The organism is Streptomyces sp. A2-16 (assembly GCF_018128905.1).
GTDB lineage: Bacteria > Actinomycetota > Actinomycetes > Streptomycetales > Streptomycetaceae > Streptomyces.
The window spans coordinates 3,628,212-3,645,958 of sequence record NZ_CP063808.1; the positions used below are offsets into that span (position 1 = coordinate 3,628,212).

Sequence of the window (17,747 nt, forward strand, 5' to 3'; positions counted from 1 at the left end):
TGGACGGGGCGGGGAGGGGCGGGGTCAGGACAGGCCCGCGAGCCGCCGGTCGATCTCGTCGGCGGTGGCGCGGCCGTGGGCCAGTGGGGCGACACGCTCGCCGACGACGGCGAGCAGGGTGGGAAAGCCGGTGACACCCAGTTCGGCGCTGCGGCGGAAGTCCGCCGCGGCCTCCGCCCGGCTCTCGGGTGCCTCGAAGGCGGTGACCACGGCCTCGGCGTCGAGTCCGGCGGCCGCGGCGAGCTTCCGGTAGGTGGCCGGGTCGGACAGGCTCAGGCCGTCGACGTAGAAGGCCGTCTGGAGGTCCGTGGCCAGTTCCGCCGTCCGCTCGGGGGCCATCCGGCGCAGCGCGGCCACGCCGCGGGCGGCGGCCTCGGAGTCCATGACGAACGAACCGTCGGCGATCAGTTCCTGGTACGGCTCGCCGAACCGGGCGCCGGTCTGCTCGGCGATCTGGGCATTGGCCCCCTGGACGTGGCCGATCTCCCGGATCGGGACGCGCCGGCCGCCGGTGAACAGCCCGCCGGAGACGACCTCGACCGGCAGTTCGGGGTGGCGTGCGACGACCTCGCGCAGGGGTGCGGAGAAACCGTGGGACCAGCCGCAGTAGGCGTCGAAGACGTAGACGAGCTTCATCCAGGACCTCGGGGGAAGCGGCGCCCGCCTGGTGCGGGCACTCACCCTCGGAAACATTATCTGACTCGTCAGATATTTCAACGCGGGAAGGCCCGGTCGAGTGATGCGCGTCGCAGTACGCCGCTCAGGGCAGCAGCGGCAGCGCGTCCCGGGCCGCGTGGCTCAGGAGACGCAGGTCCTCCGCGAAGCGCTCCCGGTGGGCGGCCGGCAGGGGTTCCAGGAAGTACCGCTTGATGTTCTCCACGTGGAGCCGGGAGGCGCGTACGGCGGTCTCCTCGCCCAGGGGTGTCAGGCGCACCAGGCGTCCTCGCCCGTCGTCCGGGTCCGCGACGCGCCGCACGAGGCCCGCCGTCTCCATGCGGTCCACCAGACGGGTCGCCCCGCCCGAGCTGAGCACCTGCTCCTGGCCGATCGCCCGCATCGACAGGCCGGGCTCGCCCGCCCGCCCCAGGATCAGCAGCACCTCGAACATCAGATGGCTGATCCCGCACTCCTCCTCGATCCGCCGGCCCAGGATGTACTCCAGCCGGTTCGCCGCGCCCTGCAGCCGCCCGAACGCCAGGACCAGCGCGTCGTCGGCCGCCTCCCTGGCGCTCGTGATCTCCCTCTGTGCGTCCTGCTCGCCCACGGCACCTCCATATGTCCCTAGGGGGCGGAACCTATCGCGCCTGATCGCGTCGGGTGGCGGGGTCCCCTCGCCCGGACGGCCGTACCCGGCGGATCGCCCAGGACGGTGTTCGCGCACCTCCGGCGCGCCCGGTCCGCGCACTACGCCACAGGTGCCCGCTCGTCCAGGAGTCCCTCGTTGCGCAGGTCGTCCCACAGCCGTGCCGGGATGTCCGCGCCGAACGCCGCCGTGTTGCCGCGCACTTCCTCCGCGGTCCGCATGCCGACCACGATGCCCGCGACCGCCGGGTGCCGGAGCGGGAACGCCATCGCCAGCTCCGGGAGGGTCACGCCGTGGGCCTCGCAGACGTCGGCGATACGGTGCGCGCGTCGCACCAGCCGCGGTGCGGCGGGGGCGTAGTCGAAGGTGCTGTCCTCGGCGGGGCGGGCCGTGGCGAGCAGACCGGAGTTGAAGACCGACGCCGCGAGGACCGAGACTCCGCGGTCCGTGCAGACGGGCAGGAGCTCGTCCAGGGCGCTGTGGTCCAGGAGCGTGTAGCGGCCGGACAGCATCACGACGTCCACGTCCGCCTCCCTGACCAGCCGGGCCAGTTTCCCGGGGTGGTACATCCCCGCGCCGATCGCCCCCACCACGCCCTGGGCGCGGAGTTCGGCGAGAGCCGGGTATCCGTCGCGCAACGCGTCCTCGAAGCGCTCCTCCGCGTCGTGCAGGAACAGCATGTCGATACGGTCCACACCCATCCGCTCCAGCGAGTCCTCAACGCTGCGCAGCACACCGTCCCGCGTGAAGTCCCACACCCTGCGGTGCGTCGCGGGCACCGCGAAACTCTCGTCCGTACGGCCCGCCGGGTCCTGCGGGACCAGCAGCCGGCCGACCTTCGTCGACAGGGTGAACTCCTCGCGCGGCCTGTCCCGGAGCAGGGCACCGGTGCGGCGCTCGGAGTGGCCGATGCCGTAGTGCGGGGAGGTGTCGAAGTAGCGGATCCCGCTGTCCCAGGCCGCCTCCAGGGCACCCGCGGCCGTCTCGTCGTCCAGCGGTGCGAACAGTCCGCCGAGCGGACCACCGCCGAAGCCAAGCTCCGTGACGTGCACATCGGTCTTCCCGAGCCGGTTCCGCCTCATCCACCGCTCCCCTCGCGACGCCGACAACGCGCGGTCATCCTGCCTCGGTGCGTGCCGCACGGCCAACGCGTTTTACCGGCGCCCGGCTCCCCGCGGCCACAACACCCCTGCGGCCAGACCGACTTGGGGGGACTCCTACCTGTCGTTCCAGGACTCGTAACCGCGGGCTCCGGCCCCGGGGAAGCCGGGCTCGGTGAAGGCGGCCAGGGCCATGGTGTCGGTGTCGGAATCCGCCGCCGTCCCGCGATAGGTGATCGTGTCCGGGAGCATCGCCAGTGCCGTCGTGCCCTGTCCCTCCTCGGACGGGCGCAGCTGGACGCGGATGCCGTGCCGGTCCGCGAGCCGGCCCACCACGTACAGGCCCATGCGCTGGGAGATCGCCACGTCCACGGTGGGCGGCTCTGCCAGGTTGTGGTTGATGTCGGCCAGCTCCTCCGGCGGCAGACCGATCCCCCGGTCGTGGACCTCGACCATGATGCGGCCGTCGGGCAGCCGTGCCGCGGTGACCCGCACCCGGGACTGCGGCGGCGAGAACGTCGTCGCGTTCTCCAGGAGTTCGGCCAGCAGGTGCACCAGGTCGGTCACCGCACGGCCGTGGATCTCGGCCTCCGGCACGCCCGACAGCTCGACCCGCTCGTACTGCTCGACCTCCGAGGCCGCGGCGCGGATCACGTCGACCAGGGGAAGCGGCTGGTCCCACTGCTGGGCGGGGGTCTCGCCGCCGAGGACGAGGAGGTTCTCGCCGTTGCGGCGCACCCGGGTGGCGAGGTGGTCCATCCTGAAGAGGTTCTCCAGCTGGTCGGGGTCGGCCTCCTTGCCCTCGAGGTCGGTGATCAGGGCGAGTTGACGTTCGATCAGCGACTGGTTGCGGCGTGCCAGGTTGCTGAAGATCGTGTTGATGTTGGCGCGCAGCAGGGCCTGTTCGGCGGCGAGCCGGACCGCCTCGCGGTGGACATGGTCGAAGGCGCGGGCGACCTCGCCGATCTCGTCCGTGGTGGTGATCGGGATCGGGGTCACCTGGGCGTCGACCCGGCCCGGGATGGCCCGGGTGAGCTGGGTGAGCAGGGTGGGCAGACGCTGCCCGGCGATCTCGTGGGCCGAGGCGCTCAGCCGGCGCATGCTGCTGCTCATCGTCCGGGCCACCCAGGCGGCGAGGAGGAAGGCGACGAGGACCGCGGCGAGCACCAGCGCCGCGTTGATGACGGCGTCGTTGCGGGCGTCGTCGGCGATGCTGTGGGCGTCGGCGAGCGCGGAGTCGGTCAGGTACACCTCGACGCTGCGGTACGCGTCGAAACTGAGGGTGGAGGCGGCGAAGAACGTCTCGGGTGTGATGCCCTGCGCGGCGAGCTGCGCGGCCGACTTGCCCGAGGCGATCTCGCGGGTCATCGTGTCCAGGCTCGGCGGGGCCACGAAGGTCCTCCCGGCCGCCTCGGCCTGCGTCCGGGCCCGGGCGGCCTGTTCCCTGCCCTGCCGCTCCGCGTCGGACAGTGCCTCGCGCAGCCGGGTCATGTCCCCGGCGGTGCCGGCACCGGCGTACTCCTGGAGCGCCACCTGTTCGAGATAGACGTAGGAGCTGAAGGAGCCGAGCTGGGCCTGGAGTTCGCCCGTGGCGAGCTTGCTGCGGTCCTCGACCAGGAGGTGGGTGCCGATCGCCCGGATCAGGGACTCGGCGGCCTGGGTGAGGGAGGCGGCGTACAGGGTGCGGCCGAAGCTCGCCTGGTTGCTGCTGCCGAAGCCGAGCTCGTTGGAGATCTCCATCAGCGGGTGCTGGACGGCGTGGTAGCTCTCCTCGGTCTGCACGCCGGTCAGCCGGGACGTGAACGCGTTCGCGCGCACGGTCCCGAGCTGCTTCTCACCGAGGCGGACCAGTTCGACGCGGCGCAGCAGGCCGGCGGTCCGCGGCATCCGCTCCACCGCCTCGTCGAACTTCTCGGCGTCCGCGTCGGTGACCGCCCGGGCCTTGGCGACCACGCTCGACGTCCGGTCGCCCTTGACCAGGGGGATCACCGACACATCGCGTTCGTCGATGGCGTCGCTGGCGTACTTGTTCGCCGCCTGCACCAGTTCGGCCACCCGGACCGCGTTGTCGGCGTTCTGCCAGGTGTCCACGGAGCGCTTGACGCGGATGCCGCCGAGGACGAGGGCCACGATCACCGGGATGAGGAGGATGGCCTGCAGTTTTCTGGCCACGCGCCAGTTGCGGGTTCCCCATCCCCGGCGGGTGGCGGTCGGTGTGTTCGACAAGTTGGCCTCACGGTTCTGGTTCGCCTCGCGCGTCCTGCACTTCTAACAACGCGGCGCACCGGGGGGGTTGTTCAGATCGGCCCGCCGGGCGACGCGGCCCGTCGTCCGGGGTGTCACAGATTCCGTCGCTGTCCTGTCCTGCTGAGGAGAACCCGAACAGGAAGGAAGACAGAGATGAAGATCGTCGTCATCGGAGGTACGGGCCGGATCGGGTCGCAGGTGGTGAACCTGCTCCAGGACCGCGGCCACGAGGCCGTGGCGGCCGCGCCCAGCACGGGTGTGGACACCCTCACCGGCGAGGGCCTGGCGGAGGTGCTCAAGGGCGCGGACGTGGTCGTGGACGTGGCGAACTCCCCGTCCTTCGAGAAGGACGCCGCCCTCGACTTCTTCACGCGCGCCATGCGCAATCTCACCGCGGCGGAGCGGGACGCAGGGGTCCGCCACCATGTGGCGCTCTCCATCATCGGCGTCGACGAGGTGCCCGAGCTCGGCTACTACCTGGCCAAGGTCGCCCAGGAGGAGGCCGTGCGCGCGAGCGGGGTGCCCTTCTCCATCGTGCGGGTCGGACAGTTCTTCGAGTTCGTCGCGCCGGTGATGGACCTGACCACCCAGGGCCAGGAGGTGCACCTGCCCTCCACGCAGCTGCGCCCGATCGCCGCCGCGGAGGTCGCCGCCGTCGTCGCGGAGACGGCCCAGGGCGAGCCGGTGAACGGCCTGCGCCTCAAGGCGGGCCCCGAGATCCACCGCCTCGACCGGCTCGCGGAGATCACCCTGGCGGCGAAGCCGGACGGCCGCACCGTCGTCACCGACGAGAGCGCCGGCATGTTCGCGGGCATCCCGGACGGCGTCCTGACCGGCGACGACACGGTGGAGACGGCGTCCACCCGCTACGAGGACTGGCTCAACCAGACCTGACCCGACCGGAAGGACCGTCCCGATTCCGCGCCACCGCCTCGGATGGGCCCCGGGTGAGCGGGGGGGCAGGTGGGCGGTGGGGTGGTGCGGGGTGCGGGGTGCGGGGTGCGGGGTGCGGGGTGCGGCGGGCCGGTGCGGTGCCGGTGGCCGCAGAACCGCGTACCGGGTCCGGCGGCCGGGCTGGGGCTGTGATGGTGCGGTGCGGTGCGGGGGTGGCCGGTGTGGTGTCGGCTGCTGCTGGATGGCCTGTCGCCGGACCGTCTGCCGGGTCCCGCGGACGGGCCAGGGGTGTTGGGCTGGGTTCCGGCTGCGGGGGTCTGTGCGAGGCCGGTTGCCGCCGAACCGCCTACCTGGTCCCGCAGATCGCCCAGGGGCGCGGCTGGAACGACCCCGAGGTGCGGTGGGCCGGTGCGGTACCGGCCCACCGTCGACCCGCTGCCGCATCCCGCGGCCCCGGCGTGCCCCCGCCCCGCGGCCCCTAGGGCTCCTGGCGCACGAGCCGGTTCGACGACCGCTCGTACGCCCGGAGCTTCTCCGGTGCCAGTACCCAGTAGAGCCCGTCGATGCGATCCCCGCTGATCGTCGCGCTCACCAGGCCCACGGTCTCCCCGTCCCTGCGGATGAGCAGGCTGGGCAGACCGTTGGCCTCGGCCATCGAGAAATCGGCCCCGGGGATGAACTTGTTGACGAAGGCGCTGATGCGGGCCACCCGCTCCGCGCCCACCACCTCGAGCCGCGCCACGCCCCGCAGACCGTTGCCGTCGGCGTAGGCGACCACGTCGGCCGACAGCACGCTCTCCAGGGCGGCCACGTCACCGTGCCGCGCCGCCGCGACGAACGCGTCCAGCAGTCGCCGCAGCTCCGCCGTGTCGACGGGATCACGGCGCTCGGCGGACAGCCGCTTGCGGGCCCGGCTGACGATCTGCCGCACATTGGCCTGGGTCAGTTGGACGATGCCCGCGATCTCGTCGTAGGGGTAGGCGAACGCCTCCCGCAGCACGTACGCCGCCCGCTCCACGGGGTTCAGCTTCTCCAGGACCAGCAGCACGGCCAGCTCCAGCGCCTCACCGCGCTCCGCGCCGACCTGCGGATCCACACCGGTGTCCACGGGCTCCGGCAGCCACGGCCCGATGTACGCCTCCCGTCGCACCCGCGCCGACTGGGCCACGTTGATCGCCAGCCGCGTGGTGATCTTCGCGAGGAACGCCCCGGGATTCAGCACCGCGCCCCGGTCGGCGTCCTGCCACCGCAGCCACACGTCCTGCACGACGTCCTCGGCCTCGGACACACTGCCCAGGATCCGGTAGGCGATCCCGAACAGCCGGGGACGCAGTCGTTGGAACGCGTCCGCCTCCTCGTCGAGAGAGCCGTCGGCCGGCGGCGGAAGCTTGTCCATGAGCCGATGCTACGGCGGCCCCGCACACGGCCGAACACCCAGCGCGCCGGACGGCCGCCGTACGGCCCGACCGCTCTCAGACCCGCAGCGAGCGGCGGACCGTCAGGACGGCCACGTCGTCGTGCGGTCCGCCGGGCCCGGCGAAGGCGCGGGCGTCGTCGTGCAGGACCTGCGGGAGCTCGGTGGGGGAGAGACCGACGTACTTCGTCAGGCGCTCGTCGACCGGGTAGAACGTGCCGTCCGCGGAGCGGGTCTCCGTCAGACCGTCGGTGCTCAGCAGCAGTGTCGCGCCGTCGGGGAACTCGAACCAGCCGACCGTCGTGGGCTCGTGGGCGAGCTCGGCCAGGCCCAGCGGGACGCCGGGCTCCAGCTCGGGGGTGGTGACCGTCCCTTCGTACAGCACGTGCGGCAGGACGTGTCCGCAGTTGACGGCCTGCACCTCGGTGCCCGTGTCGACGCAGACGACGAGGGCGGTCACGAAGCGTTCGTCGTCGCCGGTGTGCGTGGCGTAGGAGTTGTGCCGTACGACGGCCGCGTCGAGGGCGTCCACCAGCGCTGTGAGGGTGGGCTCGCGGTGCGCCGCCTCCCGGAACGCGCCGATGACGGCGAACGCGGAGCCCACGGCGGCGAGCCCCTTGCCCTGCACGTCGCCGATCAGCACCCGGGTCCCGAAGGGCGAGTCGACGACGTCGTAGATGTCCCCGCCGACGAGCCGCTCCTCCTGGAGCGGCTCGTACACGCCGTTGACCAGGACGTCGTCGGTGAGCAGGGGCAGGGGGTGCAGGATGTGGCGCTGCATGGCCGCGGCGGTGGACCGCAGCCGCAGCATCGCGTCCTCGCGTCTGATCCGGCGGTGGCAGCCGTAGACGGAGGTCGCCGCCAGGGCGACGGTGAACAGGATCAGCAGGAGCCGGTCGAACCAGTGCCCGGCGTCGCGGTCCCGCAGCAGCACGCTGGCGGTGACGACGAGCGTGGTCCACACGGCCACGAACGCCGTCTGCCGGACCGTGCCGAGGGCCGAGGCGGCACCCGGCAGGAACACCAGGAGACCCAGGAGCCACACCTCGGACCCGGACAGCGCGCCGAGGAACTCGACCAGGGCCGTCACGGTCACGACCGCGGCCACCAGTTGGGCGTCGCCCGGGGGCTCGATGGCGTCGAAGGTGTCGCCGGGTCTCTTGCGGCGGCTACCGGTCATGGGTGCTCCCGGGCAGGGCAGGTGGTGATCTCCTCCTACGGTAAGCAGGCCCGCTCCGGCCCGGCGCAGCGCCCCGCCGATCCGGACGCCGGCGTTTCCCGGCCCCCCGCCACCCCGGCGGAGCTGCGTGCCGAGCTCCTCGGCGATCCGGTCCGGCATGAACGCCGAGGACGCCCGGACGCGTTCCTCCCAGGCGAGGACGCAGGGATTCCGAGAACCAGGCGAGGACGCAGGGGTTCCGAGAACCAGGCGAGGACGCAGGGGTTCCGAGAGCTCGCCGCAGGCGGCCGCCCCGGTCGTGCCGGCTCAGCCCTCGTACTCCCGCAGTTTGCGGTACAGCGTCGCCCGCCCGATGCCGAGGGCCGCCGCCGCGCGGGACTTGTTGCCGCCGTGGCGGCGCAGGGTCTCGAGGATCGTTGCGCGTTCGGCGTGTTCCATCGGGCTGAGCGGCCGGACGGCTGGGCCCTCGCGCACGGTGTCCGGCAGTTCGGCCCGGCGGACCGGCCCCAGGACCCGCCGGTGTTCCGCCAACGCCTGCACGACATGGGCGAGTTCGGTGACGTTCCCGGGCCACGGATGCTGTTCGAGCGCGCGCAGGGTGTCCAGGGCCCAGGCCAGCGGAGGACTGCCGGGCGCGGGGCGCGGCGCGAGGGCGGGCAGCAACTCCCTGATGTCCTCGGCGCGTTCCCGCAACGGCGGCAGTACGACCGTGCGGGCGGCCAGCTTGTCGAGGAGCCGTTGCAGACAGGGGCCGGGCGGGGTTCCGGGGGTGTGGGTGAGCAGCAGCCAGGTGTCCGGGTGCGCGTCGAGCAGGGAGTTGAGGGTGGCCACGGCGGGCTGCGTCAGCCGCTCGGCGTGCCGGAGGATGAGAGGGCTCCCCGCGGCCCACGCCGTCAGATCCCCTTCGAGCGCGCCGTCCTCGGCGGCGTCGACCGTCCGGACGTCCGCCCGCCCCAGCAGTTCCCGGGCCAGCGCGGTCTTCCCCGTCCCCCGTTCCCCGGTCAGCAGCACGGGCTCGGGGGAGCGGACCAGCTCGGCGGCGCGTTCCACGGCGTACCGCCACGGCAGCGAGGACCCGGCCAGCCGGGGCAGCGGCCGTGGTCTGGGCCTCGGTGTGCCCTCCGCCCGAGGCTCCAGGACGGCCACGATCCCCACGACCGCGCCCTGGTGGCGCACCGGCTCGATCCGGGCGTCGCATCCCGCTCCCTCGGGCAGTTCGGCGGCCGCCGGCGCGTCGGAGTGCCGTGCCGCCGTCGCCGTGCGCTCGAGGACCCGGAGCACCTGCGGTGTCATCAACCGCTCCGCCGCCGCGCTGATCAGGCGGTTGCGGCCGTCGAGCGCGGCCACCGCGCGGTCCTCGCCGCGCGCGGCCCGCACATAGGCGTCCAGGAGGACCTGTTCGGGACGCCCCGCCCGGGCCAGGAGTTCGGCCTCGACCGCGAGGGCGGCGGCCTCGGCGAGTGCCGCCTGCGGGTGCGGCGGGCAGCCGCCGCACAGGTGGGAGGCGACGGTGAGGGTGCCGAGGGCCTGTCCGCTCCTCGGTGCGAGGACCGGGACGCTGACCGCCGACACGTCCTGCCACACGTCGAGGAAGTGCTCGGGCCCGTGCACCTCCGCGCGGCGCCGACTGCGCAGGGCGAGGGCCGCGCTGTTGTGGCCGACCTCCTGCTCCGACAGCCCCGGGCAGCGGGCGAGCCCCGGCGCGCTCCCGGACGTCCACAGCACGCGCAGCCGCGCGTCGGTGAGGAGAAGGACGGAGCGGCCGGTGTCCAGAGCGGGGGCGATCCGCTGGAGCACCGGACGTGCGGCGCCGAGCAGGGGCGACTCGGCCGGCCGGGGCGGCGCGGCCGGGGGCTCCTCAAGGTCGTGCGGTACGCCGAAGAACCTGGCCCGCCGCCAGGCCGCGAGAACCTCCTCCGGCACCCCGTCGGGCAGCGGGCGCCCGGACAGGAAGCGCTCCCGCGCCACTCGCAGCGGTGGGAGGGCGTGGACTGCGGGGGAGGGCTCTGTGGTGGTCACGACGTCCCCACCGTAGCGGGTTCGGTTGAACAGGCAACGACTGCGGGGGGTGTCTCGTATTGAGACACCCGCACCGGAGCGCACCGCACCATGATCACTACTGTCCGTCGTCCGTGTTCCGTCCCCGCCAGGAGCGCCCCGTGTCCACCGTCGTCGAGACCGACGTCCTGATCGTAGGCAGCGGCCCGGCCGGTGCCTCGGCCGCGCTCGCCCTGAGCACCTACGGCGTCCCCAACATCGTGGTGACCCGCTACGCGAGCCTCGCCGACACGCCCCGCGCGCACATCACCAACCAGCGCACCATGGAGGTGCTGCGCGACCTCGGTGTCGAGCAGGACGTGATCGCCCAGGCGACCCCGCAGCACCTGATGGGCAACACCACCTTCTGCACCAGCCTGGCCGGCGAGGAACTGGGCCGGGTGCGCTCATGGGGCAACGACCCGCTCGTCCAGGCGGCCCACGAGCTCGCCAGCCCCACCCGCATGTGCGACATGCCCCAGCACCTCATGGAACCGGTCCTCGTCGACGCGGCCGTCGCCCGCGGCACCAGCCTGCGCTTCGAGACCGAGTACCTCTCGCACACCCAGGACGCCGACGGCGTGACGGCGACCGTCCGGGACCGGCTGCGCGGGGACACGTACGAGATCCGCGCCAAGTACCTGATCGGCGCGGACGGCGGCCGCTCCCGGGTCGCCGAGGACGCCGGGCTCCCGATGGGCGGGCAGATGGGCGTGGCCGGCAGCATCAACATCGTCTTCGAGGCGGACCTGGCCAGCTACACCGCCCACCGGCCCTCCACCCTCTACTGGGTCCTCGCCCCGGGCGCCACCGTCGGCGGCATCGGCGCGGGCCTGGTGCGCTGCGTACGGCCCTGGAACGAGTGGCTGATCGTATGGGGCTACGACGTCACCGCGGGCGCCCCCGACCTGACCACGGAGTACGCCGAGTCGGTCGTACGGCAGCTGGTCGGCGACGACGAGATCCCCGTGACGATCAAGTCGTCCTCGGCCTGGACCGTCAACGAGATGTACGCCGAGACCTACTCCAACGGCCGGGTCTTCTGCGCCGGGGACGCCACCCACCGCCACCCGCCGTCCAACGGCCTCGGTTCGAACACCTCCATCCAGGACTCCTACAACCTCGCCTGGAAGCTGAAGCTCGTTCTCGACGGCACCGCCGCCCCGAAGCTCCTCGACACCTACACGGCCGAACGCGCCCCGATCGGCAAGCAGGTCGTCACCCGCGCCAACCAGTCCATCGGCGAGACCGCCCCCATCTTCGAGGCCCTCGACGGACTCTCCCCGCAGACCCCCGAGCAGCTGTGGGCCAACATCGCCGCCCGCAAGGACGCCACCGAGGCCGCCGAGAAGCAGCGGGCGAAGCTGCGCGAGGCCATCGCTTTCAAGGTGTACGAGTTCAACGCCCACGGCGTCGACCTCAACCAGCGCTATCCCACCGACGGCACCGCCGCGATCGTCCCCGACGGCACGCCCGCGGAGACCTTCGCCCGCGACCCCGAACTCCACCACCAGCCCACCACCCGCCCCGGCGCCCGCGTCCCGCACGCCTGGCTCACCTCCGGCACGCGGACCCTGTCCACGCTGGACACGGTCGGCAAGGGCCGCTTCACCCTGCTCACCGGCATCGGCGGCGAGGACTGGATCCGGGCCGCCGAGGCGCAGGACGTCGACATCGCCACCGTGGTCGTCGGACCCGGACAGGAGTACGAGGACCCGTACGGCGACTGGGCGCGCCTGAGCGAGATCTCCGACGCCGGCGCCCTGCTCGTGCGGCCCGACGGCTTCGTCGCCTTCCGGCACGCGACCGCCTCCCCGGACGCCGAAACGCTTCTGACCGACGCGCTGCGGCGGATCCTCGGCCGCGCCTGAGAACGCGCGACCATGGCAGAAGCGCAACGTCGTCGAGAACGAGGAGCAGGCATGACCACCGACGCGACCGGAACCGGCGTCACCGAGGAGGCCGTCGCCGGTCTCCACGCGACCGCCGACCCACGCCTGCGCGAACTGCTCGCCGGTCTGATCGGCCATCTGCACGATTTCGTGCGCGAGACCCGTCTCACCCAGGAGGAGTGGGAGAAGGCGATCGCCTTCCTGACGGCGACCGGGCAGAAGTGCACCGACACCCGGCAGGAGTTCATCCTCCTCTCCGACGTCCTCGGCCTCTCCATGCTCGTCGAGACGATCAACGGCGACCGGGTGCAGGGCGCCACGGAGTCCACCGTGCTGGGCCCCTTCCACATGACCGAGTCGCCCGTCCGGGAGCTCGGCGACGACATCGACCTGGTGGGCGGCAGCGAGCCGTGCGTGGTGAGCGGCCGGGTGCTCTCCGCGGACGGCACCCCGCTGCCCGGCGCCGTCCTCGACGTCTGGCAGGCCGACGACCAGGGCTTCTACGACGTCCAGCAGCCCGACGTGCAGCCCGCGGGCAACGGACGCGGACTGTTCACCGCCGACACCGAGGGCCGCTTCTGGTTCCGCACCTGTGTCCCCGCCCCCTATCCGATCCCCACCGACGGCCCCGTGGGTGACCTGCTCCGGGCGACCGGCCGCCATCCCTACCGGCCCGCGCACATCCACTTCATCGTGAGCGCCGAGGGCCACACCCCGGTCACCACCCACATCTTCGTCGCGGGCAGCGACTACCTCGACTCCGACGCCGTCTTCGCCGTGAAACAGAGTCTGGTGCAGGACTTCGCGGTGACCGACGACCCGGCCCTGGCGGCCGAGTTCGGCATCCCGAACCCCTTCCGGCACGCCCGCTTCGACCTGGTGCTGGAGCCGAACGCATGACGTTCTCGGGCGACTTCACCTACGAGAGCCGGCCCGGGCGGGTCGTGTTCCGGCCCGGCGCCGCCGTGTCCGCGACTCCCGGCGAGGCCGAACACCTGGGCCTGCGGCGGCTGTTGGTGGTGTGCGGCAGCCGGGGCGAAAGCGTCGCGCGGGCGGTGGCGGACGCGCTCGGCGACTCCTGCGCGGGGCTGCACGCCGAGGCCCGTATGCACGTCCCCGTCGAGGACGCCGACCGGGCGGTGACGGTGGCACGCGAGGCCGGGGCCGACGGTGTCGTCGCGGTCGGCGGCGGCTCGTCCATCGGGCTCGGCAAGGCGATCGCCCTGCGCACCGGACTGCCGCTGATCGCCGTGCCGTCCACCTACTCGGGCTCCGAGATGACCCCCGTCTGGGGCCTGACCGAGGGCGGGGCCAAGCGCACCGGCCGCGATGCGCGGGTCCAGCCCCGCAGTGTCGTCTACGACCCCGAGCTGACCCTCTCCCTGCCGGTACCGCTCACCGTGACCAGCGGCATCAACGCCCTCGCGCACGCCGTCGAGGCGCTCTACGCCCCGGACACCTCACCCCTGATCGCGCTGATGGCGGAGGAAGGCGTCCGGGCGATGACCGAGGCGCTGCCCCGGCTGGCCGCCGACCCGGCGGACGTGCAGGCGCGCGGACAGGCGCTCTACGCGGCATGGCTGTGCGGGTCCTGCCTCGGGTCCACGACCATGGGCCTGCACCACAAGCTGTGCCACACGCTCGGCGGCAGCTACGGGCTCCCGCACGCCGAGACCCACACCGTCGTCCTGCCCTACGCCCTTGCCTACAACGCTCCCGCGATTCCGGCGGCGTTGACCGTGCTGCGCAGGGCACTCGGCGCCGACGACCCGTCGCACGCCCTGTGGGAACTGGCCGGCCGCCTCGGCGCACCGCGCTCTCTCGCCGAACTCGGTCTCAAGGAGGGCGATGTGGCGGAGGCGGCCGTACAGGTGGCGGGGCAGCCGTACGCCAATCCGCGTCCCGTGACGGCGGACGGCGTGCGGGCGGTACTCCAGGCGGCCCACGAGGGGCGTCGACCGTGAGTGCCGCAGCACGACAGCAAGTCCCCGAAGAAAGGTGAACATCATGGCCCTCGCACTCCTCCGGCGTCGGCGGTCCAAGGCTGCCCTTGCCGAGGCGGCGGGCCTCTCCGTCCCCCTCCCCGAAGGCGCGGGCGCGGTGGCCCGGGAGATCGTCGACCCGCTGGGCTCGCCCATGTCGGGTGCGGACGTCACGGTCACCGCCCTGGACACGCACCGGGTCGCGGCCCGCGGCACGACCGACCCCTACGGCTACTTCGTCGCCGTACTGCCGCCCGGCCGCTACAGCCTGCTGGCCGCGGCGGAGGGACTCCAGCCGCACCGCGAGACCCTCGAGGTCGGGCCGCACGGGGCGGCGCCCGCCGAGCGGGTCTGGCTCCAGCCGGCCCAGGCGCTCCAACTGCCCACGCCCGGCGTCTGGTTGTTCGATCCGCCGCACACCGCGATCCGCTTCATCGCCAAGCACGTCGGCATGGCCCATGTCCACGGCCGCTTCGAGCGTTTCGAGGGCGGCATCCAGGTCGCGCAGGACATGTCCCAGTCGCGCGTCCAGGTCCGCATCGACGCCTCCAGCATCACCACCGGGAACACCACCCGCGACAACCACCTGCGCTCCGGCGACTTCCTCGACGTGGAACGCTTCCCCCACATCGACTTCGTCAGCACCCGCTTCGCCTACCGCGGTGGCAGCAAGTGGACCCTCCAGGGCTCCCTCACGATGCACGGGGTGAGCCGTTCGGTCGCCCTCGACACGACCTATCTGGGCACGGTCAACGGCGGCTACGGCGAGGAACTGCGCTGCGCTGCCCTCGCGACGGCCGAGCTGCACCGCGAGGACTACACGCTCAACTGGAGGTCGATGCTGGCCCGGGGCATCGCGGTCGTCGGCCCCACGGTCCAGCTGGAACTGGACGTCCAGGCGATGTACCGCACCCACGACACGCCGACCCCGCCGGAGTAGGGCGAACCGGCGGCAGCCCGTTGTCGGACCCGGTCGGTACGGTCGGTCCATGAGAGCCGACGGAACATTCAGTGTCGAAGCGTTCGTGCCGACCGGGCTGAAGCCGGAGCCGGCCGTGGCCACCGGGCTCCCGGTCGGGGTCGCGACGATGGAGAAGCACTTCGAGGGCGAGGTCGCCGGACGCTCGGCGACCTTGTTCACCGCCGCGTACGACCAGGAGTCCGGCGTCGGCACCTATGTGGCCATGGAGTCCTTCGAGGGCTCGCTGCACGGCCGGTCCGGCGCCTTCAACTTCGTGCACTCGGCGACGACCTCCGGCAGCGACCGCACCGCGGAGTTCTTCACGATCGTCCCCGCCAGCGGCACCGGCGAGCTGGCGGGGATCTCCGGCACCGGAGCCCTGGCGGTCGACGCCGACGGCACCCACCGGATCCGGTTCGACTACGAACTCAGCTGACAGCGGGGTCGTACGCCGCCAGCCGGCGCCGCGTGTGCTCCAGGAAGCCCTCCAGCAGGAGGTCGAAGGCCCGGTCCGCGCGGTTGTCCCCGACCGCCGCCAGCGCCGCCGCCAGGCGTGGCGTGGCGGCGCCGTCGGCGATCTCCCACATGGCCTCGGGGGCGGCCAGGTCGAGGGCCGAGCCGAGGACGAGATTCTCCAGGGCCACGATCACCGGCATGACCTCGTGCGCCGGGAAGCCCGCGTCGAGGAGCAGCGTCACGGCCCGCTCGTACTGCTCCAGGACCCTGGGCGCCCGCACCGGGTTCGTCATCAGCAGCGGGATGGCGCGCGGGTGCGCGGCGAAGGCGGCGCGGTAGGAGCGGGCCCATGCCTCCATGGCGGCGTCCCAGGGGCGGACGTCGAGGGTGGTGACGTCGATCGCCGCCGCCACCCGCTCGCGCAGCAGCTCCACGATGCCGTCCCGGCCGTCCACATGGTGATACAGCGAACCGGTCTGCACCCCGAGCCGCCGGGCGATCTGCGGCACGCTGAACTCGCCCTGCCGGTCGACGAGTTCGAGCGCCGCCGTGGTGATGCGCTCCCGGTCCAGCAGTGGTGTGCGCGGCCGTCCCATGTCCTGTGATCCCCCTCCAGGGTCTTCCCAGCTTCTGAAGGGGAGGTTACATTGCGAAAACCGAAAGCCTTTAGATTTACGGCGCCGGACACCCCGCACGCCTCATCCCGGTCCCTGCCCCGCAGCTCAGGAGGGCTTTCCCGTGCCCGCAACCGCTCCCGACCCGCACCCGGTCACCGCCCCCGACTCGCACCCGGGCGGCGGCCCGGCGTTGCGCTCCGGCTCGCTCGGCACCGCCGACATCGCCTTCTTCGTCGTCTCCGCCGCGGCCCCGCTCACCGTCATGGCAGGCGTCGCCCCGCTCGCGATCCTGCTCGGCGGGATCGGCGCCCCGGTCGGCTACCTGCTGGCCGGCCTCACCCTGGCCGTCTTCGCGGTCGGCTTCACCACGATGAGCCGGCACGTGCGCAGCGGCGGGGCGTTCTACGCCTACGTCACCCGCGGTCTCGGCCGCAGCGTCGGCGTCGGAGCCGCACTCCTCGCCCTGGTCGGCTACAACGGCATGGAGATCGGCGTCTACGGCCTCCTCGGCACCGCCACCCGGGACACCGCGCACTCCCTGTTCGGCGCCGACATCCCGTGGCTCCCCGTGTCGCTCGCCGGGCTGCTGCTCATCGGCTACGGCGGCTACCGGTCCATCGACTTCGGGGCCAAGCTCCTCGGCGTCCTGCTCACCGCCGAGACCGGCATCCTCACGCTGCTGGCCGTGGCGGTGCTGGTCAAGGGCGGTGCGCACGGCCTGTCCCTGCACTCCTTCACCCCCGGCAACGTCCTGGTCCCGGGCACGGCCGCGGTGCTGGCCTTCGCGTTCGCCGCGTTCACCGGCTTCGAGTCGACCGTCATCTACCGCCGCGAGGCCCGCGACCCGGCCCGCACGGTCCCGCGCGCCACCTACATCGCCGTCGGCTTCCTCGGCCTGTTCTACGCCTTCGTCGTCTGGACGGTGGTGCAGGCCTTCGGTGACGCCGAGGTCGTGAAGGCCGCCGGCACCGACCCCGTCGGGCTGTTCTTCTCCGCCATCACCACCTACGTCGGCGCGTGGGCCGCGGACCTCATGCACATCCTGATCGTCACCAGCGTCCTCGCCTCCCTGCTGGCCTTCCACAACGCCATCAACCGCTACGGCCTCGCCCTCGCCGAGGAGGGGATCCTGCCCAGGGCGCTGGCCAGGGTGCACCCGCGCCACCGCTCCCCGTACGTCGCCGGAATCGCCCAGACCGTCCTCGGCGCCGCGGTCGTGCTCGGCTTCGCCGCGGCCGGGGCGGACCCCTACGGACAGCTGCTGCTGTGGGTCAACACCCCGGGCATGCTCGGCCTGATGACCCTGCAGGTGCTCGCCGCGCTCGCCGTCCCCCTGTACTTCCGCCGCGTCCACCACACCGAGGGCGTCCTGCGCACGGTGGTGGCTCCCGTGGCCGCGGCGGTCCTTCTCATCGCCGCGATCGTCCTGGTGGTCGCCCACCTCGACCTGTTCACCGGCGCCTCCACCACGGTCAACACCCTGCTCGCGGCGGTCGTCCCGGCCGTCTTCCTCGCCGGACTCGCCCTCGCCCGCTGGCTGCGCCTCCACCGCCCGGCCGTCCACGAGCGGTTCGCCGCCGAGCCGACGAGGGCCGGGTCCGGTGAAGTCCCGCAAGCCGCCGGTTAGTTCACGCTCAGTCCGTTGCCGTACGACCCGAAGGAGC

The 17,747-nt window shown here is 72.8% G+C and carries 15 protein-coding genes; 7 read left to right on the forward strand and 8 right to left on the reverse strand.

Annotated elements, in window-relative coordinates; all coding sequences use genetic code 11:
- Positions 1 to 24 precede the first annotated feature (24 nt).
- The 4 genes from IOD14_RS16310 to IOD14_RS16325 all read right to left on the reverse strand — a co-directional run bounded on the left by IOD14_RS16310 (position 25) and on the right by IOD14_RS16325 (position 4,575).
- On the reverse strand, positions 25 to 636 hold the full coding sequence (locus tag IOD14_RS16310; RefSeq protein WP_123993747.1) for a DsbA family protein: 612 nt from the start codon (positions 634 to 636) through the stop codon (positions 25 to 27).
- Positions 637 to 760: 124 nt separating this feature from the next.
- The gene (locus IOD14_RS16315; protein ID WP_123993746.1) at positions 761 to 1,264 is read right to left on the reverse strand and encodes a MarR family transcriptional regulator; all 504 of its coding nucleotides are present in this window, start codon (positions 1,262 to 1,264) and stop codon (positions 761 to 763) included.
- Between the two features lie 140 nt (positions 1,265 to 1,404).
- Positions 1,405 to 2,385: an aldo/keto reductase gene (locus IOD14_RS16320; RefSeq protein ID WP_212670606.1), complete on the reverse strand. Its 981-nt coding sequence runs from the start codon at positions 2,383 to 2,385 to the stop codon at positions 1,405 to 1,407.
- 135 nt (positions 2,386 to 2,520) lie between these two features.
- On the reverse strand, positions 2,521 to 4,575 hold the full coding sequence (locus IOD14_RS16325) for a nitrate- and nitrite sensing domain-containing protein (RefSeq protein ID WP_249125929.1): 2,055 nt from the start codon (positions 4,573 to 4,575) through the stop codon (positions 2,521 to 2,523).
- Positions 4,576 to 4,803: 228 nt separating this feature from the next.
- On the opposite strand from IOD14_RS16325, the gene IOD14_RS16330 reads away from it, so the two are divergent.
- Positions 4,804 to 5,544: an NAD(P)H-binding protein gene (locus IOD14_RS16330; protein ID WP_212670608.1), complete on the forward strand. Its 741-nt coding sequence runs from the start codon at positions 4,804 to 4,806 to the stop codon at positions 5,542 to 5,544.
- A gap of 478 nt (positions 5,545 to 6,022) precedes the next feature.
- On the opposite strand, the gene IOD14_RS16335 is transcribed toward IOD14_RS16330, so the two are convergent.
- The 3 genes from IOD14_RS16335 to IOD14_RS16345 form a co-directional block, all read right to left on the reverse strand.
- The gene (locus tag IOD14_RS16335) at positions 6,023 to 6,940 is read right to left on the reverse strand and encodes an RNA polymerase sigma-70 factor (protein WP_123993742.1); all 918 of its coding nucleotides are present in this window, start codon (positions 6,938 to 6,940) and stop codon (positions 6,023 to 6,025) included.
- A 76-nt stretch (positions 6,941 to 7,016) separates the two neighbouring features.
- Positions 7,017 to 8,138: a PP2C family protein-serine/threonine phosphatase gene (locus IOD14_RS16340; RefSeq protein ID WP_123993741.1), complete on the reverse strand. Its 1,122-nt coding sequence runs from the start codon at positions 8,136 to 8,138 to the stop codon at positions 7,017 to 7,019.
- A 306-nt stretch (positions 8,139 to 8,444) separates the two neighbouring features.
- Positions 8,445 to 10,157, reverse strand: coding sequence for a helix-turn-helix domain-containing protein (locus IOD14_RS16345; protein ID WP_212670609.1), 1,713 nt, complete (start codon positions 10,155 to 10,157; stop codon positions 8,445 to 8,447).
- A gap of 140 nt (positions 10,158 to 10,297) precedes the next feature.
- Between IOD14_RS16345 and IOD14_RS16350 the strand changes: the two genes are divergently transcribed.
- From IOD14_RS16350 to IOD14_RS16370, 5 genes are read left to right on the forward strand one after another with little or no spacing between them, the layout of a single operon-like run.
- A complete protein-coding gene (locus IOD14_RS16350; protein WP_123993739.1) occupies positions 10,298 to 12,046 on the forward strand; it encodes an FAD-dependent monooxygenase in 1,749 nt (582 codons plus the stop codon).
- A gap of 51 nt (positions 12,047 to 12,097) precedes the next feature.
- Positions 12,098 to 12,967, forward strand: a complete 870-nt coding sequence (locus tag IOD14_RS16355) for an intradiol ring-cleavage dioxygenase (RefSeq protein ID WP_123993738.1) — start codon at positions 12,098 to 12,100, stop codon at positions 12,965 to 12,967.
- On the forward strand, positions 12,964 to 14,031 hold the full coding sequence (locus tag IOD14_RS16360) for a maleylacetate reductase (RefSeq protein WP_123993737.1): 1,068 nt from the start codon (positions 12,964 to 12,966) through the stop codon (positions 14,029 to 14,031). Before IOD14_RS16355 ends, IOD14_RS16360 begins: the two co-directional genes overlap by 4 nt.
- Before the next feature lie 43 nt (positions 14,032 to 14,074).
- Positions 14,075 to 14,989, forward strand: a complete 915-nt coding sequence (locus IOD14_RS16365) for a YceI family protein (protein ID WP_212670610.1) — start codon at positions 14,075 to 14,077, stop codon at positions 14,987 to 14,989.
- A 49-nt stretch (positions 14,990 to 15,038) separates the two neighbouring features.
- Positions 15,039 to 15,446 (forward strand): DUF3224 domain-containing protein, encoded by a 408-nt coding sequence (locus IOD14_RS16370; RefSeq protein WP_123993736.1) that lies wholly within the window; start codon positions 15,039 to 15,041, stop codon positions 15,444 to 15,446.
- On the opposite strand, the gene IOD14_RS16375 is transcribed toward IOD14_RS16370, so the two are convergent.
- On the reverse strand, positions 15,439 to 16,062 hold the full coding sequence (locus tag IOD14_RS16375; RefSeq protein WP_123993735.1) for a TetR/AcrR family transcriptional regulator C-terminal domain-containing protein: 624 nt from the start codon (positions 16,060 to 16,062) through the stop codon (positions 15,439 to 15,441). The genes IOD14_RS16370 and IOD14_RS16375 overlap by 8 nt on opposite strands.
- Positions 16,063 to 16,273: 211 nt before the next feature.
- Between IOD14_RS16375 and IOD14_RS16380 the strand changes: the two genes are divergently transcribed.
- Positions 16,274 to 17,710, forward strand: a complete 1,437-nt coding sequence (locus IOD14_RS16380) for an APC family permease (RefSeq protein ID WP_249126271.1) — start codon at positions 16,274 to 16,276, stop codon at positions 17,708 to 17,710.
- The last annotated feature ends 37 nt before the right edge of the window (positions 17,711 to 17,747 follow it).

Excerpts from the sequence above, each read along its gene's own strand:
- IOD14_RS16310 (WP_123993747.1), bottom strand. The coding sequence starts at position 636 with ATGAAGCTCGTCTACGTCTTCGACGCCTACTGCGGCTGGTCCCACGGT.
- IOD14_RS16320 (WP_212670606.1), bottom strand. The coding sequence starts at position 2,385 with ATGAGGCGGAACCGGCTCGGGAAGACCGATGTGCACGTCACGGAGCTT.
- IOD14_RS16330 (WP_212670608.1), top strand. The coding sequence starts at position 4,804 with ATGAAGATCGTCGTCATCGGAGGTACGGGCCGGATCGGGTCGCAGGTG.
- IOD14_RS16335 (WP_123993742.1), bottom strand. The coding sequence starts at position 6,940 with ATGGACAAGCTTCCGCCGCCGGCCGACGGCTCTCTCGACGAGGAGGCG.
- IOD14_RS16340 (WP_123993741.1), bottom strand. The coding sequence starts at position 8,138 with ATGACCGGTAGCCGCCGCAAGAGACCCGGCGACACCTTCGACGCCATC.
- IOD14_RS16355 (WP_123993738.1), top strand. The coding sequence starts at position 12,098 with ATGACCACCGACGCGACCGGAACCGGCGTCACCGAGGAGGCCGTCGCC.
- IOD14_RS16360 (WP_123993737.1), top strand. The coding sequence starts at position 12,964 with ATGACGTTCTCGGGCGACTTCACCTACGAGAGCCGGCCCGGGCGGGTC.
- IOD14_RS16365 (WP_212670610.1), top strand. The coding sequence starts at position 14,075 with ATGGCCCTCGCACTCCTCCGGCGTCGGCGGTCCAAGGCTGCCCTTGCC.
- IOD14_RS16370 (WP_123993736.1), top strand. The coding sequence starts at position 15,039 with ATGAGAGCCGACGGAACATTCAGTGTCGAAGCGTTCGTGCCGACCGGG.
- IOD14_RS16375 (WP_123993735.1), bottom strand. The coding sequence starts at position 16,062 with ATGGGACGGCCGCGCACACCACTGCTGGACCGGGAGCGCATCACCACG.